The organism is Endozoicomonas sp. Z74 (assembly GCF_057680865.1).
Map to the genome: position 1 here is coordinate 48,861 of NZ_JBLYZI010000003.1, position 21,187 is coordinate 70,047.

Genomic DNA, 21,187 nt, shown 5'->3' on the forward strand with positions numbered 1-21,187 from the left:
CCTGCCTCAAAAACAACGGAGGCTGGCGGGCTGACAAAGCAGGCCTGAATAACTCATGCCTGCGGCTAACCGCCCGCTGACAGCAGCCCGTTTTCAATGGGGATTGGAACCCTTCTGGATATAAACCTTATGAAAAAGCATCCTAACCTCCAGCCCATCTTTACCTGCCTGGTAATGCTGACAACGGCAGCGCTTGCCTATGAAAGCTATTTCATCCCGGAACAAACCGCCCTGCTGCTCCGGGATACCGGCGTTGCCCCACCGCCACTCATTACCCCTCTTTCCCTGATTGCCCCTGCTGCCTTAACCCTCTGTGCGTTGCTGGCTTTAACTTCACTAACCTCTATAACACCTGCAGTCTGTTGCCTGGCTGCTTATACAGGCTTATCAGGCCTTGCTCTTGCACGGGGACTGAATCTGGACTGCGGATGCTACCTGCCCGGTTCACTTGAATCGCAAGTCTACCCCCGGCTCAAGTCACAGTTCATTACCCAGGCTTTTATCACTGGAATAACAAGCGTTTTCTGTGTCTTCAACCTGTTTTTTTTGATACCGGACAAAACCCCTGCAACCTGAGAACCGCCCGTATTTTTTAAACCCAGATGATGGGGAATCCCTTACTTAACAGGAGAAAAACATGACCATCGGCACTTTTCGAATTCCTGCCCCCAAAAAAAACGCCCTGCTTACGGCCTTTCTGTTAACCACCAGTTTGACTGGCTTATCCCTGACAGCAAATGCCAGTCTGTTTGAGGACAAATTTGAAACGGAAGTTAAAACGGAAAAGGTGGCCATTAAACTTCACAATGACACCCTTGCAGGCGGTTATCGACTGATGGACACCCAGGCCGTAAACAACCTGGTAAGCAGCGGTAAAGATGCGCTGATCATTGATGCGATGCCCTACAAAGACAGCTATAAAAAAGCCCATATCCCTTCCGCCGTTCAGTTTGAGTTCCCCATTGACAACATGCCTGAATGGAACAGCCGGGAAACAGGGGGTAAATCTCTGGAAGCCTTTACCCAGTTACTGGGTAACAATAAAAATAAGACCCTGGTTTTCTATTGCGGGTTTGTTAAATGTGGTCGAAGCCACAACGCTGCAGCCTGGGCCGTAAAACTGGGCTACAACAATGTATATCGCTACCCGGGCGGCATTTATGCCTGGAAAGGTGCAGGCCTGGACACCGCCAGTGAGTAAATGACCGTTCAGTGTTAAACGCCCAGGAAGTTCACAAAAACTTCCTGGTGGAGCGGAATGCAACTGAAACCACTAAAAGCAGGCAGCCATAAAGGCTCACCTGCTTTCCTGCTGTTGCAACCGCCCCTTAATCAAGGGAGGTCAACATGGGTCCAAGCTCACGAACCAGGCTCAGGATCTCATCCTTTCTCTCTTTGTCACACTTGATCCAGCGGGTAAGAATCAGACCACTGCCGCCTTCCTTGCGCATAACAGATTTCCAGGCCTTGATCACATCAGGGTCAGTACCGGGGGCTACCCATACGGGGAATCCAAGATCAACGTAAGGCTCAAGAATTCCCTTCTTGGCAACGTCGTAATCCCACACCATATGCACAACATCCCGGGGAATATCCGGTGCCGCAGCAAAGATCTTTTCACCAAACACCTGGGCATGGGAGCGACGGTTAAGGTAGCTGCCATCATTCCAGATCACTGTTTCAATTCCCTTGTCGCCAAGGTATTCCCGATACTCAACGATATCCTCCACAAACTGGGGCACTGAACGCCAGTGATCTTCATCCATACCAATATGGAAACGCTTCACCGGGCCGACGTTTTCCAGCACCTCATCAATAATCTCCTTGGTCACTTTCAGATAATTTTTTCGATCCGCCACAAAGTTACCAAAGGGATCAATATTGGGGATCAGCCAGTGATCGTGCCGGGTACGGCCGCTCTTGGAAAAATTCAGCTTGGGAATAAAATCAATTCCCAGTCGCCTGGCTTCCTGGGCAACAGCCACAACATCGGACATTGGCACACTGTAATGCCGGGTCATTTCAGGATGCGAGTCATAAATAACACCGTCTTCGATATCCACAATCAGCGTGTTCATGCCGACTTCATGCATCGCCCTTACAATCTCGATCGCCCCTTCACGATCAAAAGGTTTTTCATCCGGCTTATTGTTGATCCACTTCGGGTCATAGTGGGTAACATGCATTAAAAGACCACTGACAAACGGCTCTGTCTTTGCCTCAGCAGACTGGCCGAGCCCAACCAGCACCGCCAATAAGACAAAGAGCGCCCCCTTTTTCAGCGCAGCAAAAAAGCACATAGTGTTCTCTCCTGTTGGTTTCAGGCACAGGGCCGAATCACTCAGAGCACTCACCCCGCACCCTTGGAACTGACTTATTGTTATCGCCGCGCCATCTTATTATTTCACAACCTTTTTTTATTGACATAAATCAACACAAGCCCTTTCGACAATCTTTCATTTTAAAAACATCCTCCGACAGGATATCTGCGGAATCGCTCCCAGCCTCTGGCGAATAAATACCCGACAAAATGCCTTAAAAGTATCCATTTAAAGCAGAAACCCTGAAAAAAAACAGTCGCACCATCTCGAAGAAAACCTTTTATTGACAAACATCATCTTTTTTTATCAAAAAACCCAGATAATGCTTCGAAAGCATATGAAAGACAGATCGAAACAAATCATACAATACCAACCGAGGTCAACATGCTTAGCCTCCAGCGCCGTGACTGGGAAAGCCCAGAGGTCACCTCTATTAACCGGAAGAAAGCCCACACCCCACTGTCCAGCTGGCGAAACCTGGCAGACGCCATCAATAACAACCCAAGTCCATCCCTGCTCAAACTGGATGGCGAGTGGGAGTTTGAGCTGTTTGAATCCCCGGAAGCAGTCCCGGAGCACTGGCTGGAAATCCCGCTGAAGCAGGTCATCAACGTTCCAGGTAACTGGCAACTCCAGGGGTTTGATCACCCAATCTACACCAACGTCAAATACCCCTTCCCGGTCAACCCGCCAGAAGTTCCAGAGCACAATCCCACCGGTTGCTATTGCCGCCGCTTCACTCTGCCCAGCCACTGGCCCGAAGATGAAACAACCACTCTTATTTTCAACGGTGTCAACAGCGCCTTTTATCTCTGGTGCAACGGTCAATGGGTAGGCTATTCCCAGGACAGCCGGCTACCCGCGGAATTTGACCTGACTCCCTACCTTCAACCCGGGGAAAACCGCCTTGGGGTCATGGTCATGCGCTGGTCCGATGGCAGCTACCTCGAAGATCAGGATATGTGGTGGTTAAGCGGCATCTATCGCTCGGTTTACCTACTCAGCAAGCCCCTGGCCCACCTCCGTGATGTCAGGGTCACACCGGTACTGGACAGTGAGTACCGCCATGGTCAGCTGAGTATTACCGTGGATGCCCAGGCACCTGAAAAAACACCCGTTAAAGCATCCCTCTATTTCGCCGGAGAAGAAATCGCAAGCCAGACTGTGTCCATGGGCACAGACCCCATTGATGAAGGAGGAGGCTACCCCGATCGCTGCCACGTAAAGCTCAACGTCCCTCACCCGAAACTCTGGAGCGCTGAGCAGCCCGACCTCTACCGCCTGACCGTCAGCTTATTGTCTGACCAGACTACCGAAATGGAAACCGAGGCATACGACGTTGGTTTTCGAACAGTAGAAATCACCGACGGCTGCCTGAAACTCAATGGCAAGCCTCTGCTGATCCGTGGGGTCAATAAACACGAACACCACCCGGCCACCGGACATTTTGAAAGCCTGGAGGACGTCGAACAGCATCTGAAACTGATGAAACAGAACAATTTCAATGCCGTCCGCTGCTCTCACTACCCACACCAGCCAGGCTTCTACCAGTTGTGCGACAGGCTTGGTCTTTATGTGATCGATGAAGCCAATATCGAAACCCACGGCATGCAGCCCATGAACCGGCTGGCGGATGATCCCCGCTGGGCCGGGGCCTTCCTGGAAAGAATGACCCGCATGGTCGCCCGGGATTTCAACCACCCATCCATTATTATCTGGTCCCTGGGCAACGAGTCCGGCTACGGCAGGGCGCATGATGCCATGTACCAGTGGACCAGAACCTGTGACCCATCAAGACCCGTTCAGTATGAGGGAGGCGGTGCAGACACCCCGGTGACCGATATCATCTGCCCCATGTATGCCCGCACCGATCAGAACCAGAAACAGTGGCATACAGACACCCCAAAATGGTCCCTGAAACAGTGGCTCGGCCGCCCCGATGAAAACCGCCCCATTATTCTCTGCGAATACGCCCATGCCATGGGCAATAGCCTGGGTGGTTTTGCTGAATACTGGCAGGCGTTCCGGGAACACCCCAGACTTCAGGGCGGCTTTATCTGGGACTGGGTCGACCAGGGACTTGACCGGTTTACCCCGGACAACACCCATTACTGGGCCTACGGCGGCGACTTTGGCGACGAAATCAATGACCGCCAGTTCTGCATCAATGGCCTGGTATTCCCGGACAAAACGCCCCACCCCACGCTTTTTGAAGCCAAAAGGGCCCAACAACCTTTTGTTATTGAATTACTCAGCCCGGCACCTCTGACCATTAAAGTCACCAGTGAATACCTGTTCATCAGTACCGATAGCCACCAGCTTTCCTGGTCACTATCTGACGACGATCGTCGCATTGACCAGGGCGTGACACCTCTGAACCTGAAGCCACAGGAAAGCCGGATACTGGCCATTGAGAGCCCTGAAGCAGGCAAAGCCACTTATCTGACAGTGGCCATACATTTAACAGAGGCCACCCAATGGTCGGAAGCAGGCCATGAACTGGCCCGGCAGCAGTTACCTTTAACCGCAGCTCTCCCCCTGCGCTCCTTTGAGAAGTCACCTGAACCTCCTGCCGTTATCCGGGAAACCCAAGATGATTACCAGGTAGAAACCGCCACCAGCTCCTGGCGACTGGACAAAGCCACGGGCCGGATTGAAAGCTGGATCAAGTCCGGGCAGGAACAGCTTCTGGATTCCCTGCAGGATCATTTTTTCCGGGCACCACTGGATAACGACAACGGTGTCAGCCAGGTCGATTTTCCTGACCCCAACGCCTGGGCAGAACAATGGCGACAGGCAGGCCTGCCCCACCTTGAACACAAGCGGGAGCACATTCAATTCGACCCGGAACGGGGGAGCATCCACTCCCTGCACAGTTATTACCACAATGGCCAGCGGGTACTGCTAACTCAATGGCAACACCGGTTCCATCAAAACGGCCGCCTGGCCGTCAAGGTCCAGGTGAGGATTGCTGCATCCATCCCCCGACTGCCCAGAATTGGCGCCTGGTTCAGAATCACTTCAAGACCGGAAACGGTCTCCTGGCAGGGGCGTGGCCCCCATGAAAACTACCCGGACCGCAAGTTATCCGCCGATTACGGAAACTGGGTTCTTCCCACGGAACAACTGCACACGCCGTATATCTTCCCCACCGACAACGGCCTGAGGTGCGACACCCGCAAACTGGAACTGGACAATCTGAAGGTACAGGGAGATTTCTGCTTCAGTGTCAGCCCGTTCGGACAAGAGCAACTGGCCCAGTCCAGGCACACCTGTGAACTGGTCGAACAGGATGGACTGTATGTCTACATCGATGGCTTCCATATGGGTGTGGGAGGCGATGACTCCTGGACACCCAGCGTCAGGCCTGAATACCTGCTGACTCGAAAGGACTATCAATGGCAGTTTTCTCTGGAATAAAACCCTGAGAAACACGACAGCAGAAAAAGAACGATCAAAACCGATTCAAGAAACAGCCGGGGAGAAGAGAGACGCTTTTTATAAACCCCAGGAGCCTGACCGAGAATAGCGCCCGTCGCGAGAAAGGCAGAAAATTGAAGATAAAAATGTGATTTTGCGAGGCGAATAGCGAGCTATTTAACGAGCGAAAGCACATTTTCAGATCAATTTGCTGCCTTCGCAGCAGGGCAGTCTATTCTCGGACAGGCTCCCAGGATCAGGTTGTTTATAAAGAGCACTTCTCCCCTCCATCCATTAACAAGGGCATAGCGACCATTCCAATAATGGAATGCAGGAGGCTGAACATGTCTGATGGCCATTTATCCATAAGAACCAAATTTTCATTTGGCATGGGAGCACTGGGTAAAGATTTTGCCTGCGCCCCCATTTATATCTTTCTGATGTATTACTTTACCGATGTTGCGGGTATTTCAGCCGCTTTTGTCGGTACGGTATTTTTTGCAGCGCGCATTATTGATGCAGTCACCGACCCGATGATGGGCATGATTGTGGATAACACCCAGTCCCGATTCGGCAAATTCCGGCCCTGGCTGTTTATTGGCACCCTGGTCAATTCCCTGACGCTCATCGGCCTGTTTTACACCCATACTTTTGAAGGCACCGCCCTCTACGTTTATGGTGCCGTCATTTATATCCTCTGGGGCATTACCTACACCATTCTGGACGTCCCCTTCTGGTCAATGATTCCGGCCCTGTCCCGGCTCCGGGAACAGCGGGAAAAGCTTATTGTCTGGCCCCGGCTATTCGCCAGCTTTGCCTGGTTTATCACCGGCACCTATGGACTGGTTATCGTCAACAAGCTGGGCAGCGGTGACCAGGGCAGCGGCTTTTTCAATGCCGCCATTGCCATTGTGGTCATCTTTATCTTCACCAACCTGATCAACATAAAATACGTCAAGGAAACCGTCGTTGTTAAAAACCCGGAACGCTTCTCCTTCAGGGACGCCTGGCAGGTGATCAAATCCAACGACCAGCTCAAGGTGCTGATCTGCACCCTGCTGGCCAGCAATATGACAATGATGGGTGTCTCCGGTTTCGCCATCTATTACTTCACCTACTCCCTCGGAGATGCCGGTTTATTCGCCCAGTTCATGCTGGCGGCAGGAGCTGCAGAAATTCTTGGCATTTTTGTGTTCCCCAGAATCAGCGAGCTTCTACCCCGCCGCTACACCTGGCTCATTGGCTGCAGCTTCCCGATCATTTCATCACTGATCCTGATCATCGGATACCTGGCCGACCCTACCAACGTCCTTCTGATTGCCTGCGCGGGCGCTGCCCTGAAGTTCGGTAATGGCGTTCTGTCTCCCCTGGTTTCCGTGATGCTGGCCGATGTAGTGGATTATGGCGAACACATCACCACACGACGCAGTGAGAGCATTATTTTCTCCGTTCAGACCATGCTGACCAAGTTTGCCGGAGCCTTCAGCGCTTTCATTATCGGTGTCGGCCTTTCCCTGGTGGGTTACGTGGCCAATCAGCCCCAGAGCGAAACCACCATCATGGGCATCAACTTCCTGATGATCGGCTTCCCATCCCTGATGATTGTGTTAAGCGCCTGGATTTACCAGCGCTTCTACAAACTCCAGGAAGGCTTTAATCCCGACGAGTTCGAAGCTGGCACGGTCACCATCGGTAGCCCGGATAAAGAAAAATGCCAGACAGAACCCGTTTATCAGAGATAACCCGAAAACCAACTCCATCAAAGGAGCATGCAATGAAAAAGACAGTGCTGGCCGCTGCAATGGCCTTTATCAGCCTGAACGCTGCAGCAGAAACACCGAAATACGTTTTCTACTTCATCGGTGACGGCATGGCCTCGTCACAACGGCAGGTCAGCGAATATTACCTGAAGGAGAAAACCGGCAACCCTGAAGCCAAGCTGGTCATGAACGACATGCCCATTGCCGGTATCACCACCACCCATTCAGCCAACTCCATCATTACCGACTCGGCCGCGTCCGCCACAGCACTGGCCTCTGGCGTAAAAACCAACAGCGGCACCATTGGCATGGATACCAAGGGAACCCCGGTGAGAACCCTCCTTGAAGGAGCCGCAGAAAAAGGCATGAAAACCGGAGTCATCACCACCACCCGGCTCACCCATGCCACCCCGGCCTCGTTCGTGGCCAAGAATGAAAGCAGAAACAATGAAGCCGATATTGCAGTGGATATGGTGAACGCTCCGGTCAATTTTTACGCCGGTGGTGGCTACAGTTATTTCGTCGGGTCCGGTGAACAGGGATCAAAACGAACCGACGACAGAAACCTGGTTTCCGAACTCAAGGGCAAAGGCTTCACCACATTTATCGGCAAAGAGTCTGTGAATGCATTCAACAGCTTCCAGCCAGCGGGGGGATCAAAAGTATTTGCATCTTTCACCCGCTCACATCTGCCCTATGAAATAGACCGTCAGCGGACCATGGACACCCCCTCACTGTCAGAAATCACCTATAAGGGCATCAAGACTCTGAGCCAGTCCGACAAAGGCTTCTTCATGATGGTAGAAGGGGGTCGTATTGACATGGCTTCCCACGCCCAGGATGTAACAGGCACGGTGCTTGACACCCTGGAGTTTGACAGCGCCATCGCAAAAGCCATGGACTTCTATAAAAAACACCCCGACGACACTTTGATCGTCGTGGTAGGAGACCATGAGACCGGGGGCCTGGGAATTGGCTTCGGCAAAAACTACTTTATCAGTCCGGAAAAAATCCCCAATGCCCACATGTCCATCGAAGACAGCCTGCAAAATGTCTACACCGGCGACCGCAAGGCGTTCTACCGTGAAATAGCCCAGAGCTTTGCCATGGGAGACCTGACCGAAGCGGAACGGGGGCAGATTGAAACCGCCATGGATGTCGCCGATAAAAAGAACCGCAGTGATAAGGACGTCATTGCCGTTTACGGTGGCTACGATCCGGTTGCGGTCACCGTTGCCCAGATCCAGTCCAGACGGGCCGGTGTTTACTGGACATCCTACGCCCATACCGCCAACCAGGTTCCCCTTTCCGCCATCGGCAAAGGCTCGGAACAGCTGGCCGGGTTTAAGGACAATGTCCAGGTGGCCCAGGCTATTGCCAATATCATGAAAGTCAATATTGGTTCCTGAGCATTAGGATCCTGAAACCAGTGCAGACCGGGGTTTATACCCAAAGGATTTCAAGTTGCTACGAGGCGGCAAAAGAATGAGGCCCCAGGAGCTTAGACACACTAAGTGACTGGGGCGAGTGATTGCAGCCAACAAAGTAGCAACTTGGAAGGCGACGGGTATACCCCGGAGCCCCGGTCTGCCCCTGACACAATGGCAGGATAACCGGACATGAACCGAGGCCTTTTCCTCAGCCTGGCAGTATTGCTGGTCTGCTTATTTTCAGCCACAGAAACGCTTCTGTGGAGCAGCCCCGACGAGGTGATTGCCAAAGTGGTCACTGTCGACAACAGCCGTCTGTATACCGTTGGCACGGCAAAGCTCGGGGAACAGCGAATGACCATCAAGGTCCTTCATGGCGAACACCGAGCCAGGACGGTCAATGCCCGGAATCACCTTGCCGGAGCCATGGAGTTTGATGAAATCTATCAGCCTGGTGACCTGATCCTGGCTGCCCTTCAACCTTCCGGCGCAACCCTGACAGCCAGAGTGGTTGCCCACTTCCGCCTGCCCATTCTGGTGGCGCTCTTTGTGGTATTTGCCGCCCTGCTGATCGCCTATTCCCGGACAACAGGAATAAAGTCTCTGCTGTCCTTCGTTGGCAGTATCCTGGTGATCTGGAAACTGCTGGTTCCCAATCTGCTGCAGGGAGGCTCCCCCATTCTCTGGTGCTGGATCACACTGATTACCCTTTCTGCCCTGATCATTTTCACCGTAGCGGGTTGCAACCGGGTTGCCATTGCCGCCTTTCTCGGAACCCTGGCCGGACTCACCATCGCCTCTACCGCATCCATCCTGCTCGGGGAACTGCTCCACCTGAACGGGATGACCCAGCCCATGGCCCAACCCCTGCTGTTTGAAACCGGCATGAGCCTCAATATGCTGCACATTCTGTATGCCGCCATCATTCTGGGAGCCAGTGGCGCAGCCATGGATATAGCCATGGATATGGCCGCCACCATGCTGGAAGTACAGAAAAATCACCCGGGCATCAGCCGGAAAAAACTGGTCCGGGCCGGCTTTAATGTGGGCAATGTAGTCATCGGTACCATGACCACTACCCTGCTGCTGGCTTATTCCGGAGGCTATCTGACCCTGCTGATGCTGTTTGTCAGCCGGGATACCAGTCTGCTCCAGATCCTGAACATGAAACTGGTGGCGGTGGAAATCACCCGCACAGTTATCGGCTCCATCGCACTGGTGATTGTTGCTCCATTGACGGCCTATATCAGCGGCTGGCTGTATTGCACGTCCACCGGCCGCGCTTCTTTGAAAGACAGGATCAAGACGGCATAAACATCGCCTGCAATAGATTAACCGGATTAACCATTTTCAAGTGGTTTATAAAACGACCACGGTAGTGATACTCTATGCCACGACAAAACGCTTTCAAATACTGATGACAGTCAGACAATACGAGAGACACTCATTAGAAAAGAAGCATTTGAAATAAGATAACCCTTGATTTAAATCAATTTCGAAAGATTGTGAAAGATTATGAAAAGCAAATATAATACTCCCACTGTCACACCTTCTTCATCGGCAGCCACCAGCCGGAAAACGCTGTCCAGGCGTGAAGAAATCATTCAACTGGTGTCAGATGAAGGCAAAGTGGAGGTTGAGGAGCTGGCAGATCGTTTTTCGGTATCCACCGTCACAATCCGTAACGACCTGAACCACCTGAACCAGAAAAAACTGCTGATTCGTTCCCGGGGCGGCGCCATTGCCTGCAAGTCCAGCCCTATTGAACGGTCACTCCAGGAAAAGTCGACACAGAATCACGCCGTGAAAAGCCTGCTGGGCAGAGCGGCAGCACAATTGATTGAGGATGGCGACAGCATCATCCTGGATTCCGGCACCACCACCCAGGAAGTGGCCAGAAGACTGGGGGGATTGAACGACCTGGTGGTGCTGACCAATGGCCTTAACGTCGCAATGGAGCTGGCGGCCTTTAACAACATTCAGCTGATCATGACCGGAGGGCGGTTCCGGCAGAAATCCATGTCATTTTACGGCAGGCAGGCGGAAGAGTGCCTGCAGCAGTTCCGCTTCGACAAACTCTTTCTGGGGGTGGATGGCTATGATTTGCAGTCGGGCGTGACCACACACTTTGACCACGAAGCCGACCTTAACCGGCTGATGTGTCAGGTCGCCCGAAAGATCATTGCCGTAGCGGACTCCAGCAAGTTTGAAAAGAGGGGTTATCAGGTCATCGTGCCCTTTGACGGCATCGACACCCTGGTGACTGACACGGGAATCCCGGAAAACTATCGAACCGAGCTAACCCGCAAGGGTGTTGAGGTCATCACTGTTGATGTTCCCTGAATCCTGATCAAAGGCCTGCATCAACAGAACCGAGCTTGCCGGGTCCGTATTCTGACTTCTGTTACGATGCAAGGGGGAAATCACATTGAACCACTATCTCGGACTCAGCCAGCAATGGCTGGAACAGGCAGGTTCCGTCCACACGGCAATGGAAATATCCCGGCAACCGGCACTGTGGCGGCAGACCTGCGCCCTTATTGAACGTCAACGCAAGTCTATAGACGCCTTTATCAAACCACTGCTTGACCAAAGTGACCTTCGAATCATGTTAACCGGTGCCGGCACTTCCGCCTTTGCCGGTGAGGCCCTTGCTCCCTGGCTCCAGCAGATCACCGGACGGCCTTTTGAGGCGCTGAGCACCACCGACATTGTGGGAGCCCCCGCCCAGTATTTCAGCGATCCCCGCCCGGTCCTGATGGTCTCCTTTGCCCGTTCCGGCAACAGCCCGGAAAGCGTTGCCGCCATCGATATCGCCACACAGAGACTGTCAGAGTGTCACCACCTGATTCTCACCTGCAATCCCGATGGCGCCCTTGCCAACCAGGTTTTCAGCAGGAATGCTGGCCTGACCCTGGTTATGCCCGAGGAAACTAACGACAAAGGTCTTGCAATGACCAGCAGTTTTTCCTCAATGCTGGTGGCAGCCATGATGATTTTTGGTACACCTGCTGAGCAACTTGACCAGGCGGCAGACCTTACTGAGGGCCTGCTGGCTTCCATGGCTGCAGAAACCGCCGAACTGGCCAGGCTCAACTACCAGCGGCTGGTCTATCTCGGTACCGGGGGATTAAAAGGCATTGCCCGTGAAGCCGCCCTGAAAACCCTGGAGCTGACAGCAGGCCAGGTCCTCAGCTTCCATGACTCTACCCTGGGCTTCCGTCACGGACCCAAGTCCGTCATCAATGACCAGACACTGGTCGTATTACTGATGTCCAACGACCCACTGGCCCGCCGTTACGATCAGGATCTACTGAACGAGCTGAGGAAAGAAAACAACGCCGCCAGAATCGTAGTGCTGGATGCCAGAAAGCTTGTCCACCCGGCACAGGAACTGGGCGACCCTGCACTGTCGCTGCCCTTTCTGGTGTTTGCCCAGGCCCTGGCCTTTTACCGCGCTCTGGGTCTGCAACTGTCCGTTGACAACCCCTGCCCCTCCGGGGAATACAACCGGGTTGTCCAGGGTGTCACTATTTATCACTAGGAGCCTGTCGGGCTTATGCTTTCGAGCATAAAATTCAGTAGAACGAGTCAAATCTTTCGATGGATTCGTGCAAATACCCATAGGACCCAAAGGGCCTAAAGGCACAAGTAGCCGGTCTATTTAATCGAATTCATTGACAGATTAGGCCGTTCTTTCTGGATTTTAGGCCGAAATTGTCGTAAGTCCGACAGGCTTCTGGCCATTGTTTTGCGCTTCACTTTGTTTAGCCGCAGCCTGCGTAAAATGTCAGCCTTGAAGCTTCCACAAAATACTTCTGGATTGCCGTAGGTTGCTGCTGAGCTCAGCGAAGCGCAACAGAATCCCGACAGGAGTCCCCATGCATTACGGACTGGATATCGGTGGTACTAAAATAGAGATCGCCCTGTATCGCAGTGGCGACACTCAGGCCCGTTAGTCCTACGAGTGCTTCACGGATATCACGGCCTCCGCTTTTGCCAACCTGGTGCTGACCTTCAATCCTGATGTCATCGTACTGGGCGGAGGTATCTCAAAGGTGGAGGAAAACTACCACCAGATCCCCAAACGCATGTCCGGGCACTTATTCCGGGGAGTGCCTCTCCCAGAAGTGCTTCCCCCACGATATGGTGATGCCAGTGGCGTCCGGGGAGCGGCAATACTGGGCAGTCAGCTATAGCTGACTGTCTCTTGCCACAGGCCTACGAAGATAAAACCGATTATACAGATAACATTAAGCCCCCCAGGCTGAAGCCTGAGGGGCTTTTTTTTCACTGGGAAAACAGCTTTCCTACAACATCCCGAAATAAGAACCGACCAACCCCAGCACCACAATGCCTCCAATAATTTTCAGTGGCGATACCCCTTTCCGGATAAAGGAGAACACCACCAGGGTGAACACCAGGGGCAGCAGCTTTGGCATAATCGGGTCAAACAAGTCCTCCTGGAGACTGATACTGGCCTTGCCGACTTCCACCACCGCGGTCATCTGCAGCCGGACAAAAGTAGCAATCAGTCCCCCCACCACGGTCAGCCCGATAATAGTGGCCGCATGGGACAGCTTCTGGGTATGCTCTTTCAAGGCGCTGATGGCACGGGAACCGGCCCGGTAACCATAATGAGCCAGGCCAAAGCGAAGCCCGAAGTGGACAATATTAAACAGCACCAGGAACAGCAGTGGCCCGGCGATGCTACCCTCCATGGCCAACGAAACCCCAAGGGCTGCACAGATCGGCAGCAGGGTCAGCCAGAACAGGGCGTCGCCGATTCCCCCCAAAGGTCCCATGGTGGCCACCTTAATGGCCCGGATCACCGACAGCCTCTCCTTGGTGCGCTCCATGGCCAGAACCACACCCATCACAAAAGTAACCAGGAAGGGATGGGTGTTGAAAAACTCCATATGAAGTTTCATGGAACGACTGAAGTCGTCCGGTTTCCGGTGAATTTTCCGCAGTGACGGAATCAGGCCATAGAGCCAGCCGGAGGCCTGCATCCGCTCGTAATTAAACGACGCCTGAAGAGCCAGGGACCGCCAGGCCATGCGGGTGATGTCTTTGCGGGTCAGCTCCGCCGCAGGCGCCTGATCTTCATACTCATCACTGTCCAGTTTGCTGGTTTCCTGGGCCCGGGCCAGCATCCGCTCAGCCTTGGCATTCATTTCCAGGGATTGATCATATGCCATCGTTCATACCTCCGCTGTGCTGTGGTGCCTGGGCGGCCAGCCGGTTATTCTGGAAATAATCCGCCAGGGCTATGGCTACACCTACCAGGGCAATGGCGATCACCGGCAACTCCAGATAAGCCGCCGCCAGAAACCCGACGATGAAATAAGGGATATAACTCTGCTTGAACATAATCTTCATCAACATGGAGAAACCAATGGCAGGCATCAGTCCTCCGGCCACACCCAGCCCGTGCATCAGCCACGGAGGTGCCACTTCAACCACGGTTTTGGCCTGCTCCGCTCCGAAATAAACCGGCAGGAAGGCCAGGACAAAATAGAAGCAGAACAGAAAGCCCATCCCCAGGTAGTTCACCGCCTCGATGCCCTTCCAGTTCTGTTTTTCCACCATGGCATCACAGCGGTGCATTACCGGTGAGAACAGGGTGAATAACAGAGTAATCAGCCCCTGCACCGCCACCGCAAAAGGAACCGCAATGCCGATGGCCGCCTGAGGCTCCGACTGGGTCAGGATGGCGAACGCCACCCCGATAATGCCCCCGATCACCACATTAGGCGGCTGGGCCCCGGCCAGTGGCGCCATTCCCATCCACACCAGTTCCAGCGAAGCGCCGGTAATCAGGCCCGTCTGAACATCCCCCAGAATCAGCCCGACAATAGGCCCAGTGACCAGCGGGCGGTGTATATGTGTCAAACCGTTAAACAGATCAACACCGGCGATGCCCGCCAGTATTGCAATCATCAATGCTTCAAATAGCATGACTCCCCCCTCCCCAGTTGAACAAAGTCGTAATCCGGTTTTTTATCTATCAACCATTATCTGTCGTGTAGTTCACCGTTGGCGGCCGCCGTCAAACCCGGTTGGCGCTCCGGCACATATCTATTTTTTCCGCCACCAGCTCTCCCATGGCTTTTTTCCCCGGCTCCATATATTTCCTGGGGTCATTGGCCTGGGGGTGCTCCCGGAAAAACCGCTTCACCTGATCGGCAAAGGCAATTTTCAATTCCGTGGCAATATTGACCTTGGTAATCCCCAGCTCGATGCCACGGTGTACTGCCTGATTGGGAATGCCGGAAGCCCCATGGAGCACCAGCGGAATCGACGTTTTCTGCCTTATATCTGCCAGCCGTTCAAAATCCAGGCGAGGCTCGGATTGATAAAGGCCATGGGCCGTGCCAATGGCCACTGCCAGAGAATCAATGCCGGTGCGCTCCACAAACTCTGCAGCCTGGTCCGGATGGGTATAAAGCGCGTCCTTCTCATCCACCACCAGATCATCCTCCTGCCCCCCCAGCCGTCCGAGTTCAGCTTCCACGGTGACATCCCGGGCGTGGGCATAGTCCACCACCTCCCGAACCAGCCGGATGTTGGTTTCAAAATCATGATGGGAGCCGTCAATCATCACCGACTTCACCCCCAGGTCGATCAGGGGCCGGATCGCATCAAACGATTCATGGTGATCCAGGTGCAGGGCCACCGGAATATCATGGGTGCGGGCCGCCGCTTCGGCGATATCCACCAGATAGGGCGCCCCGGCATAGGCGATGGTGCCAGGAGTTCCGGCAAGGATGATCGGAGAGCGCATTGCGGCCGCCGTCTCCACGGCCACCCTGACGGTTTCCAGGTTGTGGATATTGAAGGCAGGAACCGCGTATTGATCCCGCTGGGCATCCAGCAGCATTTGTCGGGTAGACACCAGAGTCATTGTTATCCTTCCTTATTACGATGAAAATGCAGCTATTCAGGTTCTGTCGTTATTAATCATCAGGTAACCCCACGGGTATGCCGGGACTTCGGTAGCTGGTCTTGATGTCTTCGCCATGAGCCATTCACCTTTGCCCTCTCCCCAGCCCTCTCCCAGAGGGAGAGGGGGTTTAGCAGTGCAAACATTTACAGCCTTTACCCTCACGGAAAGAGTTTGGCGGTTCAATCGTTTAAAGCCCTCTCCCTCCGGGAGAGGGTTTGGGTGAGGGCACAAGCCAGTAAACTCTCCCTCAAGACAGCCTGGAGAACACCGGCCGCCCCCTGATCAAGGTCAGCTCTATATTGAAATCATCATCTGCAACTGTGAGGCTGGCCTCCATACCCGCGGCGATACGGCCAAGCCGGTGACCGGCTCCAGCCAGCATAGCTGGCACCTCCGATGCCATCGTCACGGCCTCCCACTCCGACACTCCCACCCACTGCACTGTATTACGAACCGCCTGGTTCAACGTCAGGGTGCTACCCGCCAGAGACCCATTACCCATTCGAGCTACCCCACCTGCCACTTCAACCTTTTGCCCACCCAGGGCATAAACGCCATCCCCAAGCCCCCCGGCACTGATACCATCGGTTATCAGAAGCCTTTGCCGGACAGGCAGGCAACGGCAGGCCAACTTCAGGGCACCGGGATGCACATGCACCCCATCGGCAATCAGCTCCGCAACCACCTGGTCACTGGTAAGAATAGCTCCGGCACAGCCGGGCTCACGATGGTGAAAGCCACTCATGCCATTGAAAAGATGAACGGCAATGGTCGCTCCTCCATCAATACAGGCCTTTGCTTCTTCATAAGTCGCTGTCGTATGCCCCATCGCCACTCTCACTCCAGAACGGTTCAGCATACGAGTCGCCTCAACAGCCCCGTCGGTTTCAGGAGCGAGCGCCACCACTTTCAGGGAATGCCCGGCCACCTCAAGAAGCCCTGCCAAACCCTCCAGACGGGGTGGCAAAAACCAGGCTTCACAATGCGCCCCCTTGTGCCCGGGAGTGAAGAAAGGCCCCTCAAGGTAGCTGCCCAGCAGCTCCGCTGATGAGCACTCTCCCACCGATGCAGTCATACACTGTCTGACATTGGCCAGCGCCTTATAAATGCGATCCATGGGAGCCGTCACAGTCGCCGCGAGAAAACCCACCACTCCGTAAGTGGGCAGGCTGGCTGCAATGGTTGCCATGGCTTCCGGAGTGGCATCCATGGTGTCGCATCCGGCATGGCCATGGAGATGCACATCAATCAGCCCCGGCAGCAATTTCCGTTGGCCAAGGTTCACCACCGGATAACCTGGTTGCGCGTTGTCCTCTATGGAGCTGATTCGTCCCCCATCAATATGGACAAAACTACCCGGCTGGACACCCTGGTCAGTAAACACCTCTGCCGCCGTCAGGCAGTATCGCTCAGGTAATCCCTCGGGCAGGAGCCGGGCAGACATGACTAAATACCACCGGCCGGTGTACTGGCCGCCGGACGTCTGTTCATGGAATAAGACTGCATCCGATGGCTTTTGATATTCTGGAGCCCGGTCCTGAGCACATGTTTCACCAGCGCATCCATATCCCTCTGCTCCCGTTCCATAAAGGCTTCAGCCGCCATCACCAGGTTAGTGCCGCAGATCACATCCGCACAGGCCAGATCCTCTGCCACCCGCACGGCCTGCTGATAAGGTGAGCCTCCCAGCAGGTCCGACAGAAACAGCACCCCGTCACCGGTATCCACGCGATCAGCCGCAGCACGCAAACTCTGCTCCAGCTCCTGGGTGGACATGGACTCCAGAAAATCCACATACTCAACCTGTCGTTCATCACCGGAAATCGCCTGTAAAGCGGATTGCAGGCCGCTGGCAAAATTCAGGTGTCCGGTAACAATCACCCCAATCATGGTCATTCTCCGAAATAGTGAGCATTGACGGACCCGGCTGATCAATCACCCGCCAGGTCCATTGAAAGACAAAAGCCGTATTTTTATAGAAAAGCAGGCTAAAGGACCGACTGAATATCCACCGCCTCTTCCTGGGGAACCCGCTGGATGGTGCATTGAATCCCCATCTCATGAAGATCCCGGAAGGCGGAAACATCCGACTGGTCCACGGATACGGTTTTATGAATCTGGGTTTTGCCTTCATGGAAATGCATATTGCCCACATTCACCCGGGTAAAAGGCACGCCCCCCCGAGCCAGACGCAACACATCCTGAGGCGTCTCCACCACCAGTACGATTTTCTGTGCCGGGCTGGCACGATGAATCACATCAATGGTTTTCTGGATGGAGAAATAACGGGTAGCCATTTCCGGAGGAGCGGCCATATCCATCAGACTCTGCCGGACGCCATCCTCAGCAACAGCGTCGTTGGCCACCAGGATCAGGTTTCCCCCCGCGTGGTGGCTCCAGGTCACGGCAATCTGACCATGAATCAGCCGGTTGTCGATGCGTACCAGAGCAATATTCGGTGAACTCATGCTGACCCCACTTCTTCTGATTATGTGGCTATTCCCTCGTTCAGGGACATCAGGCCCTGTCAGGAACCAGCCTTGGTCTCAGGATGATCACTAATCATCCCTTGTCGTTTATAAGCGGGATTCATTGTAGTCACAGGCAAAACTTAAAATGTTGAGCTGGAGCAATAAAAGGTTTTGAAAGCATAAATGTTTCGAAAACAACTACAAAAAAGCATCAATGAAAAGTTTCGACAGAAAGCACCCGACAGAACAGCCTCTACTTTTTCCTCAGCCTCAGAAACACCGGGTGATTCCGGGAGCCTCCCGTTCAGTCGCTCTATCAGGTCCGCAATCTTCCGGCGAGTGCAGTGTAGCCAGACGATCAAAATCGTTTTTCGGGTATTTACAGGGAAGAGGTTTCAATGTCTGGCAGGGCCAGAGGGTGATCAAGTAAGGATTTACCTGATCCTGGAAGCCCGCAGGGGTTAGTTGTTTTCCGTTGCCCATAAAGCTCGCCCTGTGACCAATAGAAGCTAAAAGCACAGAAATGTGGGTTTCGGTGTTCTACTGCAATCTCAAGGGTTAGGGAACAAGACAAGCTGTATAGAGAACAGCCATTTCAGTTTTGCCATTACTTCACTCAGACTCATCTATTCCAGCTACCACCTAATGTCGGCTGCTCCGTGGCAACCGACCTTGTGAGATTGACTTAAAAATCCAGGGGGTGGCCGAAGGCTCGTTTTGGATACTTTTTAACCCACTCTTCCGCTTGCTGATCTGCACAGGCGACTTCCTCTGAAGACAACCGAGACTGCAGCAGCTCAAGACGATTCTTGCGATTTTCTTTAGCATCCATGAACGATCTTGAGGTTATCGGATAGTAATAGTCAGTCACCTTATAAAATTTATAGGCATTAAAATCCGATGGCTTCGCTCCCACACCTTTTTCATAATATTCACTTAACAATGCAGAGGCACCACCTAGTTTTGCGGATTTTGTTGCCCATTCAAATACTCCATCACCACCTAACTCTTCTTTAAAGCTATAAAGAAGTTCTCGTATGGCTGGATCATAATTGCGATTAGCCGCAATTTTTAAGTACCTTTGTATTTCGTTACGCTCACCTTCGGAGGCATTTTTGTCCAAATTATTGGCAAGTACGGAAGCCCCTCTATCGTAACCGGATAATATAGACTCTTTGATTCCCTTATCATTTAAATAACCATTCAAGAAAGGTATCCACTTTTCCCATCCTAGATCATAGTTTGCCAGATAATAAATAGCATCCGCTTTACCTTGTTCAGCCTGCTCTCTCCATTCTGAAATGGCCTTTTTCCGCCACTGATTCTTGTCCTTACAAGGCCACCCAAAAAAAGCACACTGGTTTGAGCTACCACCCTGATCAGAAAGCCGCCACATCGCATAAGGATTGCCATTCTCAGCAGACTTCAGCAGAAGCTGGCCAGACTGATGCCGATCCTCAAATGAGTGACCTGATACTCGAACTAAGGATAAAGCCAGAAAATACTGAGCTACCGCATCACCTTTATCTGCATAAGGTTTAAGCAGAGAAACCGCTTCTTGAAAGTGCCCAAAATAATAGGTCTCGATTGCCGTGTCCAAATCCGCTTTACTCTCGGCATAAGCAAAGCCTGCTATGACCAGAACAAACAGGAGGATCAGAATCTTTGCCAACTTCTCTTTCACATTCTTTCAGCCTTAACCTGATCGGAAAGTAAGCGCCCGCACTCTTTAATCAAAATTTCATCAAGATGAACGGCAACAATAAAAGCCTCCCTCCTACCAGAGGGAGAACATTGATCCAAGCCATAATACTGATTAAAAACTCAATTCATGCTCAAAATAATTGGGAGTTCGCCCCTCAAGCCACTCTTCCGCCTCTTTTTGTGCCCGAGCTTTATCAGCATCTGACAGCTGATCATATAGCATTTTTGCCTCACCTTTATTCCTCTCCTCATCAGACATAAGGTGAGCTGTTTTGTCCTCTACCCAGCCATACCAGTTCTCGCCCCACTTCTTTGCTATTACTCCCCACTTATATGACTCATAGGCTTTCTTTTCCCTTCCATAATAAAATGACAAATTACCGGTAATCCCTGGCCAGTTATGTTCTGCTGCTTGCACAAACCAGTCAAGAGCAACATCTTCACCAATAACCTCCCCTTGGTCGGCTAGCTTTGACATTGCTGGTGCATAGCCACGTTTAGCTGCTATTTCCAAATAGTGAACAACCTCTTTTCGGTCATCAATGGAAGTGGATTGGTCAAGTTTATTTGCGTAAACTGTGGCTCCCCTGTCATATCCAGATAATACTGACTCTTTAACCCCTCTATCATTTAAATAACTGTTCAAAAAAGGAACCCACTTTTTCCAGCCAAGATCATAGTTTGCCAGATAATAAATAGCATCCCCTTTACCTTGTTCAGCCTGCTCTCTCCATTTTGCAATGGCTTTTTTCCTCCATAGGCTCTTATCCTTACAGGGCCAACCAAAAAAAGCGCACTGGTTTGAGCTCCCACCCTGATCAGAAAGCCGCCACATAGCATAGGGGTTGCCATTGTTTGCCGATTCCATCAACCACTTTCCAGAGTCTCTTCGAGACTGAAAGGTCTGCCCACCAGGAATTCTAAGCAGGGTCAATGCCAGATAATATTGAGCTTCTGGATTTCCCTTCTCTGCAAGAGGCTGAAAAGCCTCTCTTGCCTGTTTGAACTGGTGGGCATTGTACAGAGTCATGGCTTCCTGGTAGGTTGCGGCCCACCCTGTGATTGAGAACAAGGTAAGCTGTATAAAGAACAGCCATTTCAGTTTTGCCATTACGTCACTCAGATTCATCGA

20 protein-coding genes are annotated in these 21,187 nt (G+C 52.7%); 10 read left to right on the forward strand and 10 right to left on the reverse strand.

Features of this window, described 5'->3' with window-relative positions:
- The first annotated feature begins 129 nt into the window (after positions 1-129).
- Complete coding sequence (locus ACNRUY_RS01295) at positions 130-576, forward strand: MauE/DoxX family redox-associated membrane protein (RefSeq protein WP_488109825.1); 447 nt, start codon at positions 130-132, stop codon at positions 574-576.
- A 61-nt stretch (positions 577-637) separates the two neighbouring features.
- Complete coding sequence (locus ACNRUY_RS01300) at positions 638-1,201, forward strand: rhodanese-like domain-containing protein (protein WP_488109826.1); 564 nt, start codon at positions 638-640, stop codon at positions 1,199-1,201.
- A gap of 127 nt (positions 1,202-1,328) precedes the next feature.
- Here ACNRUY_RS01300 and ACNRUY_RS01305 read toward each other — a convergent pair whose 3' ends face one another.
- Positions 1,329-2,300, reverse strand: a complete 972-nt coding sequence (locus ACNRUY_RS01305) for a hypothetical protein (protein WP_488109827.1) — start codon at positions 2,298-2,300, stop codon at positions 1,329-1,331.
- A gap of 405 nt (positions 2,301-2,705) precedes the next feature.
- Between ACNRUY_RS01305 and ACNRUY_RS01310 the strand changes: the two genes are divergently transcribed.
- The 8 genes from ACNRUY_RS01310 (at position 2,706) to ACNRUY_RS01345 (ending at position 13,130) form a co-directional block, all read left to right on the forward strand.
- Positions 2,706-5,741 (forward strand): beta-galactosidase, encoded by a 3,036-nt coding sequence (locus tag ACNRUY_RS01310; RefSeq protein WP_488109828.1) that lies wholly within the window; start codon positions 2,706-2,708, stop codon positions 5,739-5,741.
- A 344-nt stretch (positions 5,742-6,085) separates the two neighbouring features.
- Positions 6,086-7,483, forward strand: a complete 1,398-nt coding sequence (melB, locus tag ACNRUY_RS01315) for a melibiose:sodium transporter MelB (RefSeq protein WP_488109829.1) — start codon at positions 6,086-6,088, stop codon at positions 7,481-7,483.
- Between the two features lie 32 nt (positions 7,484-7,515).
- Positions 7,516-8,910 carry an alkaline phosphatase gene (locus ACNRUY_RS01320; RefSeq protein ID WP_488109830.1) on the forward strand — a complete coding sequence of 465 codons (1,395 nt, stop codon included), beginning with the start codon at positions 7,516-7,518 and terminating at the stop codon, positions 8,908-8,910.
- A gap of 210 nt (positions 8,911-9,120) precedes the next feature.
- The gene (locus tag ACNRUY_RS01325; RefSeq protein WP_488109831.1) at positions 9,121-10,245 is read left to right on the forward strand and encodes a YibE/F family protein; all 1,125 of its coding nucleotides are present in this window, start codon (positions 9,121-9,123) and stop codon (positions 10,243-10,245) included.
- 201 nt (positions 10,246-10,446) lie between these two features.
- Complete coding sequence (gene agaR, locus ACNRUY_RS01330; RefSeq protein WP_488109832.1) at positions 10,447-11,274, forward strand: transcriptional repressor AgaR; 828 nt, start codon at positions 10,447-10,449, stop codon at positions 11,272-11,274.
- An 85-nt stretch (positions 11,275-11,359) separates the two neighbouring features.
- Positions 11,360-12,475, forward strand: coding sequence for an SIS domain-containing protein (locus ACNRUY_RS01335; protein WP_488109833.1), 1,116 nt, complete (start codon positions 11,360-11,362; stop codon positions 12,473-12,475).
- Positions 12,476-12,764: 289 nt separating this feature from the next.
- Positions 12,765-12,890, forward strand: coding sequence for a hypothetical protein (locus ACNRUY_RS01340; RefSeq protein WP_488109834.1), 126 nt, complete (start codon positions 12,765-12,767; stop codon positions 12,888-12,890).
- A 21-nt stretch (positions 12,891-12,911) separates the two neighbouring features.
- Entirely contained in the window at positions 12,912-13,130 is a 219-nt protein-coding gene (locus ACNRUY_RS01345) for an ROK family protein (RefSeq protein ID WP_488109901.1), read from the forward strand.
- Between the two features lie 111 nt (positions 13,131-13,241).
- Here ACNRUY_RS01345 and ACNRUY_RS01350 read toward each other — a convergent pair whose 3' ends face one another.
- From ACNRUY_RS01350 to ACNRUY_RS01390, 9 genes are all read right to left on the reverse strand, one after another.
- Positions 13,242-14,132, reverse strand: a complete 891-nt coding sequence (locus ACNRUY_RS01350) for a PTS system mannose/fructose/sorbose family transporter subunit IID (RefSeq protein ID WP_488109835.1) — start codon at positions 14,130-14,132, stop codon at positions 13,242-13,244.
- The gene (gene agaW, locus ACNRUY_RS01355; protein ID WP_488109836.1) at positions 14,122-14,892 is read right to left on the reverse strand and encodes a PTS N-acetylgalactosamine transporter subunit IIC; all 771 of its coding nucleotides are present in this window, start codon (positions 14,890-14,892) and stop codon (positions 14,122-14,124) included. Before agaW ends, ACNRUY_RS01350 begins: the two co-directional genes overlap by 11 nt.
- Before the next feature lie 91 nt (positions 14,893-14,983).
- Complete coding sequence (locus ACNRUY_RS01360; protein ID WP_488109837.1) at positions 14,984-15,838, reverse strand: tagatose bisphosphate family class II aldolase; 855 nt, start codon at positions 15,836-15,838, stop codon at positions 14,984-14,986.
- A 289-nt stretch (positions 15,839-16,127) separates the two neighbouring features.
- Complete coding sequence (nagA, locus tag ACNRUY_RS01365; RefSeq protein ID WP_488109838.1) at positions 16,128-17,324, reverse strand: N-acetylglucosamine-6-phosphate deacetylase; 1,197 nt, start codon at positions 17,322-17,324, stop codon at positions 16,128-16,130.
- A 2-nt stretch (positions 17,325-17,326) separates the two neighbouring features.
- Positions 17,327-17,770, reverse strand: a complete 444-nt coding sequence (gene agaF, locus ACNRUY_RS01370) for a PTS galactosamine/N-acetylgalactosamine transporter subunit IIA (RefSeq protein ID WP_488109839.1) — start codon at positions 17,768-17,770, stop codon at positions 17,327-17,329.
- Between the two features lie 98 nt (positions 17,771-17,868).
- Positions 17,869-18,348, reverse strand: a complete 480-nt coding sequence (gene agaV / locus ACNRUY_RS01375; protein ID WP_488109840.1) for a PTS N-acetylgalactosamine transporter subunit IIB — start codon at positions 18,346-18,348, stop codon at positions 17,869-17,871.
- Between the two features lie 273 nt (positions 18,349-18,621).
- Positions 18,622-18,834 (reverse strand): hypothetical protein, encoded by a 213-nt coding sequence (locus tag ACNRUY_RS01380; protein ID WP_488109841.1) that lies wholly within the window; start codon positions 18,832-18,834, stop codon positions 18,622-18,624.
- Between the two features lie 202 nt (positions 18,835-19,036).
- Entirely contained in the window at positions 19,037-20,035 is a 999-nt protein-coding gene (locus tag ACNRUY_RS01385) for an SEL1-like repeat protein (RefSeq protein ID WP_488109842.1), read from the reverse strand.
- 132 nt (positions 20,036-20,167) lie between these two features.
- Positions 20,168-21,166, reverse strand: coding sequence for a tetratricopeptide repeat protein (locus ACNRUY_RS01390; RefSeq protein ID WP_488109843.1), 999 nt, complete (start codon positions 21,164-21,166; stop codon positions 20,168-20,170).
- Positions 21,167-21,187: the final 21 nt, after the last annotated feature.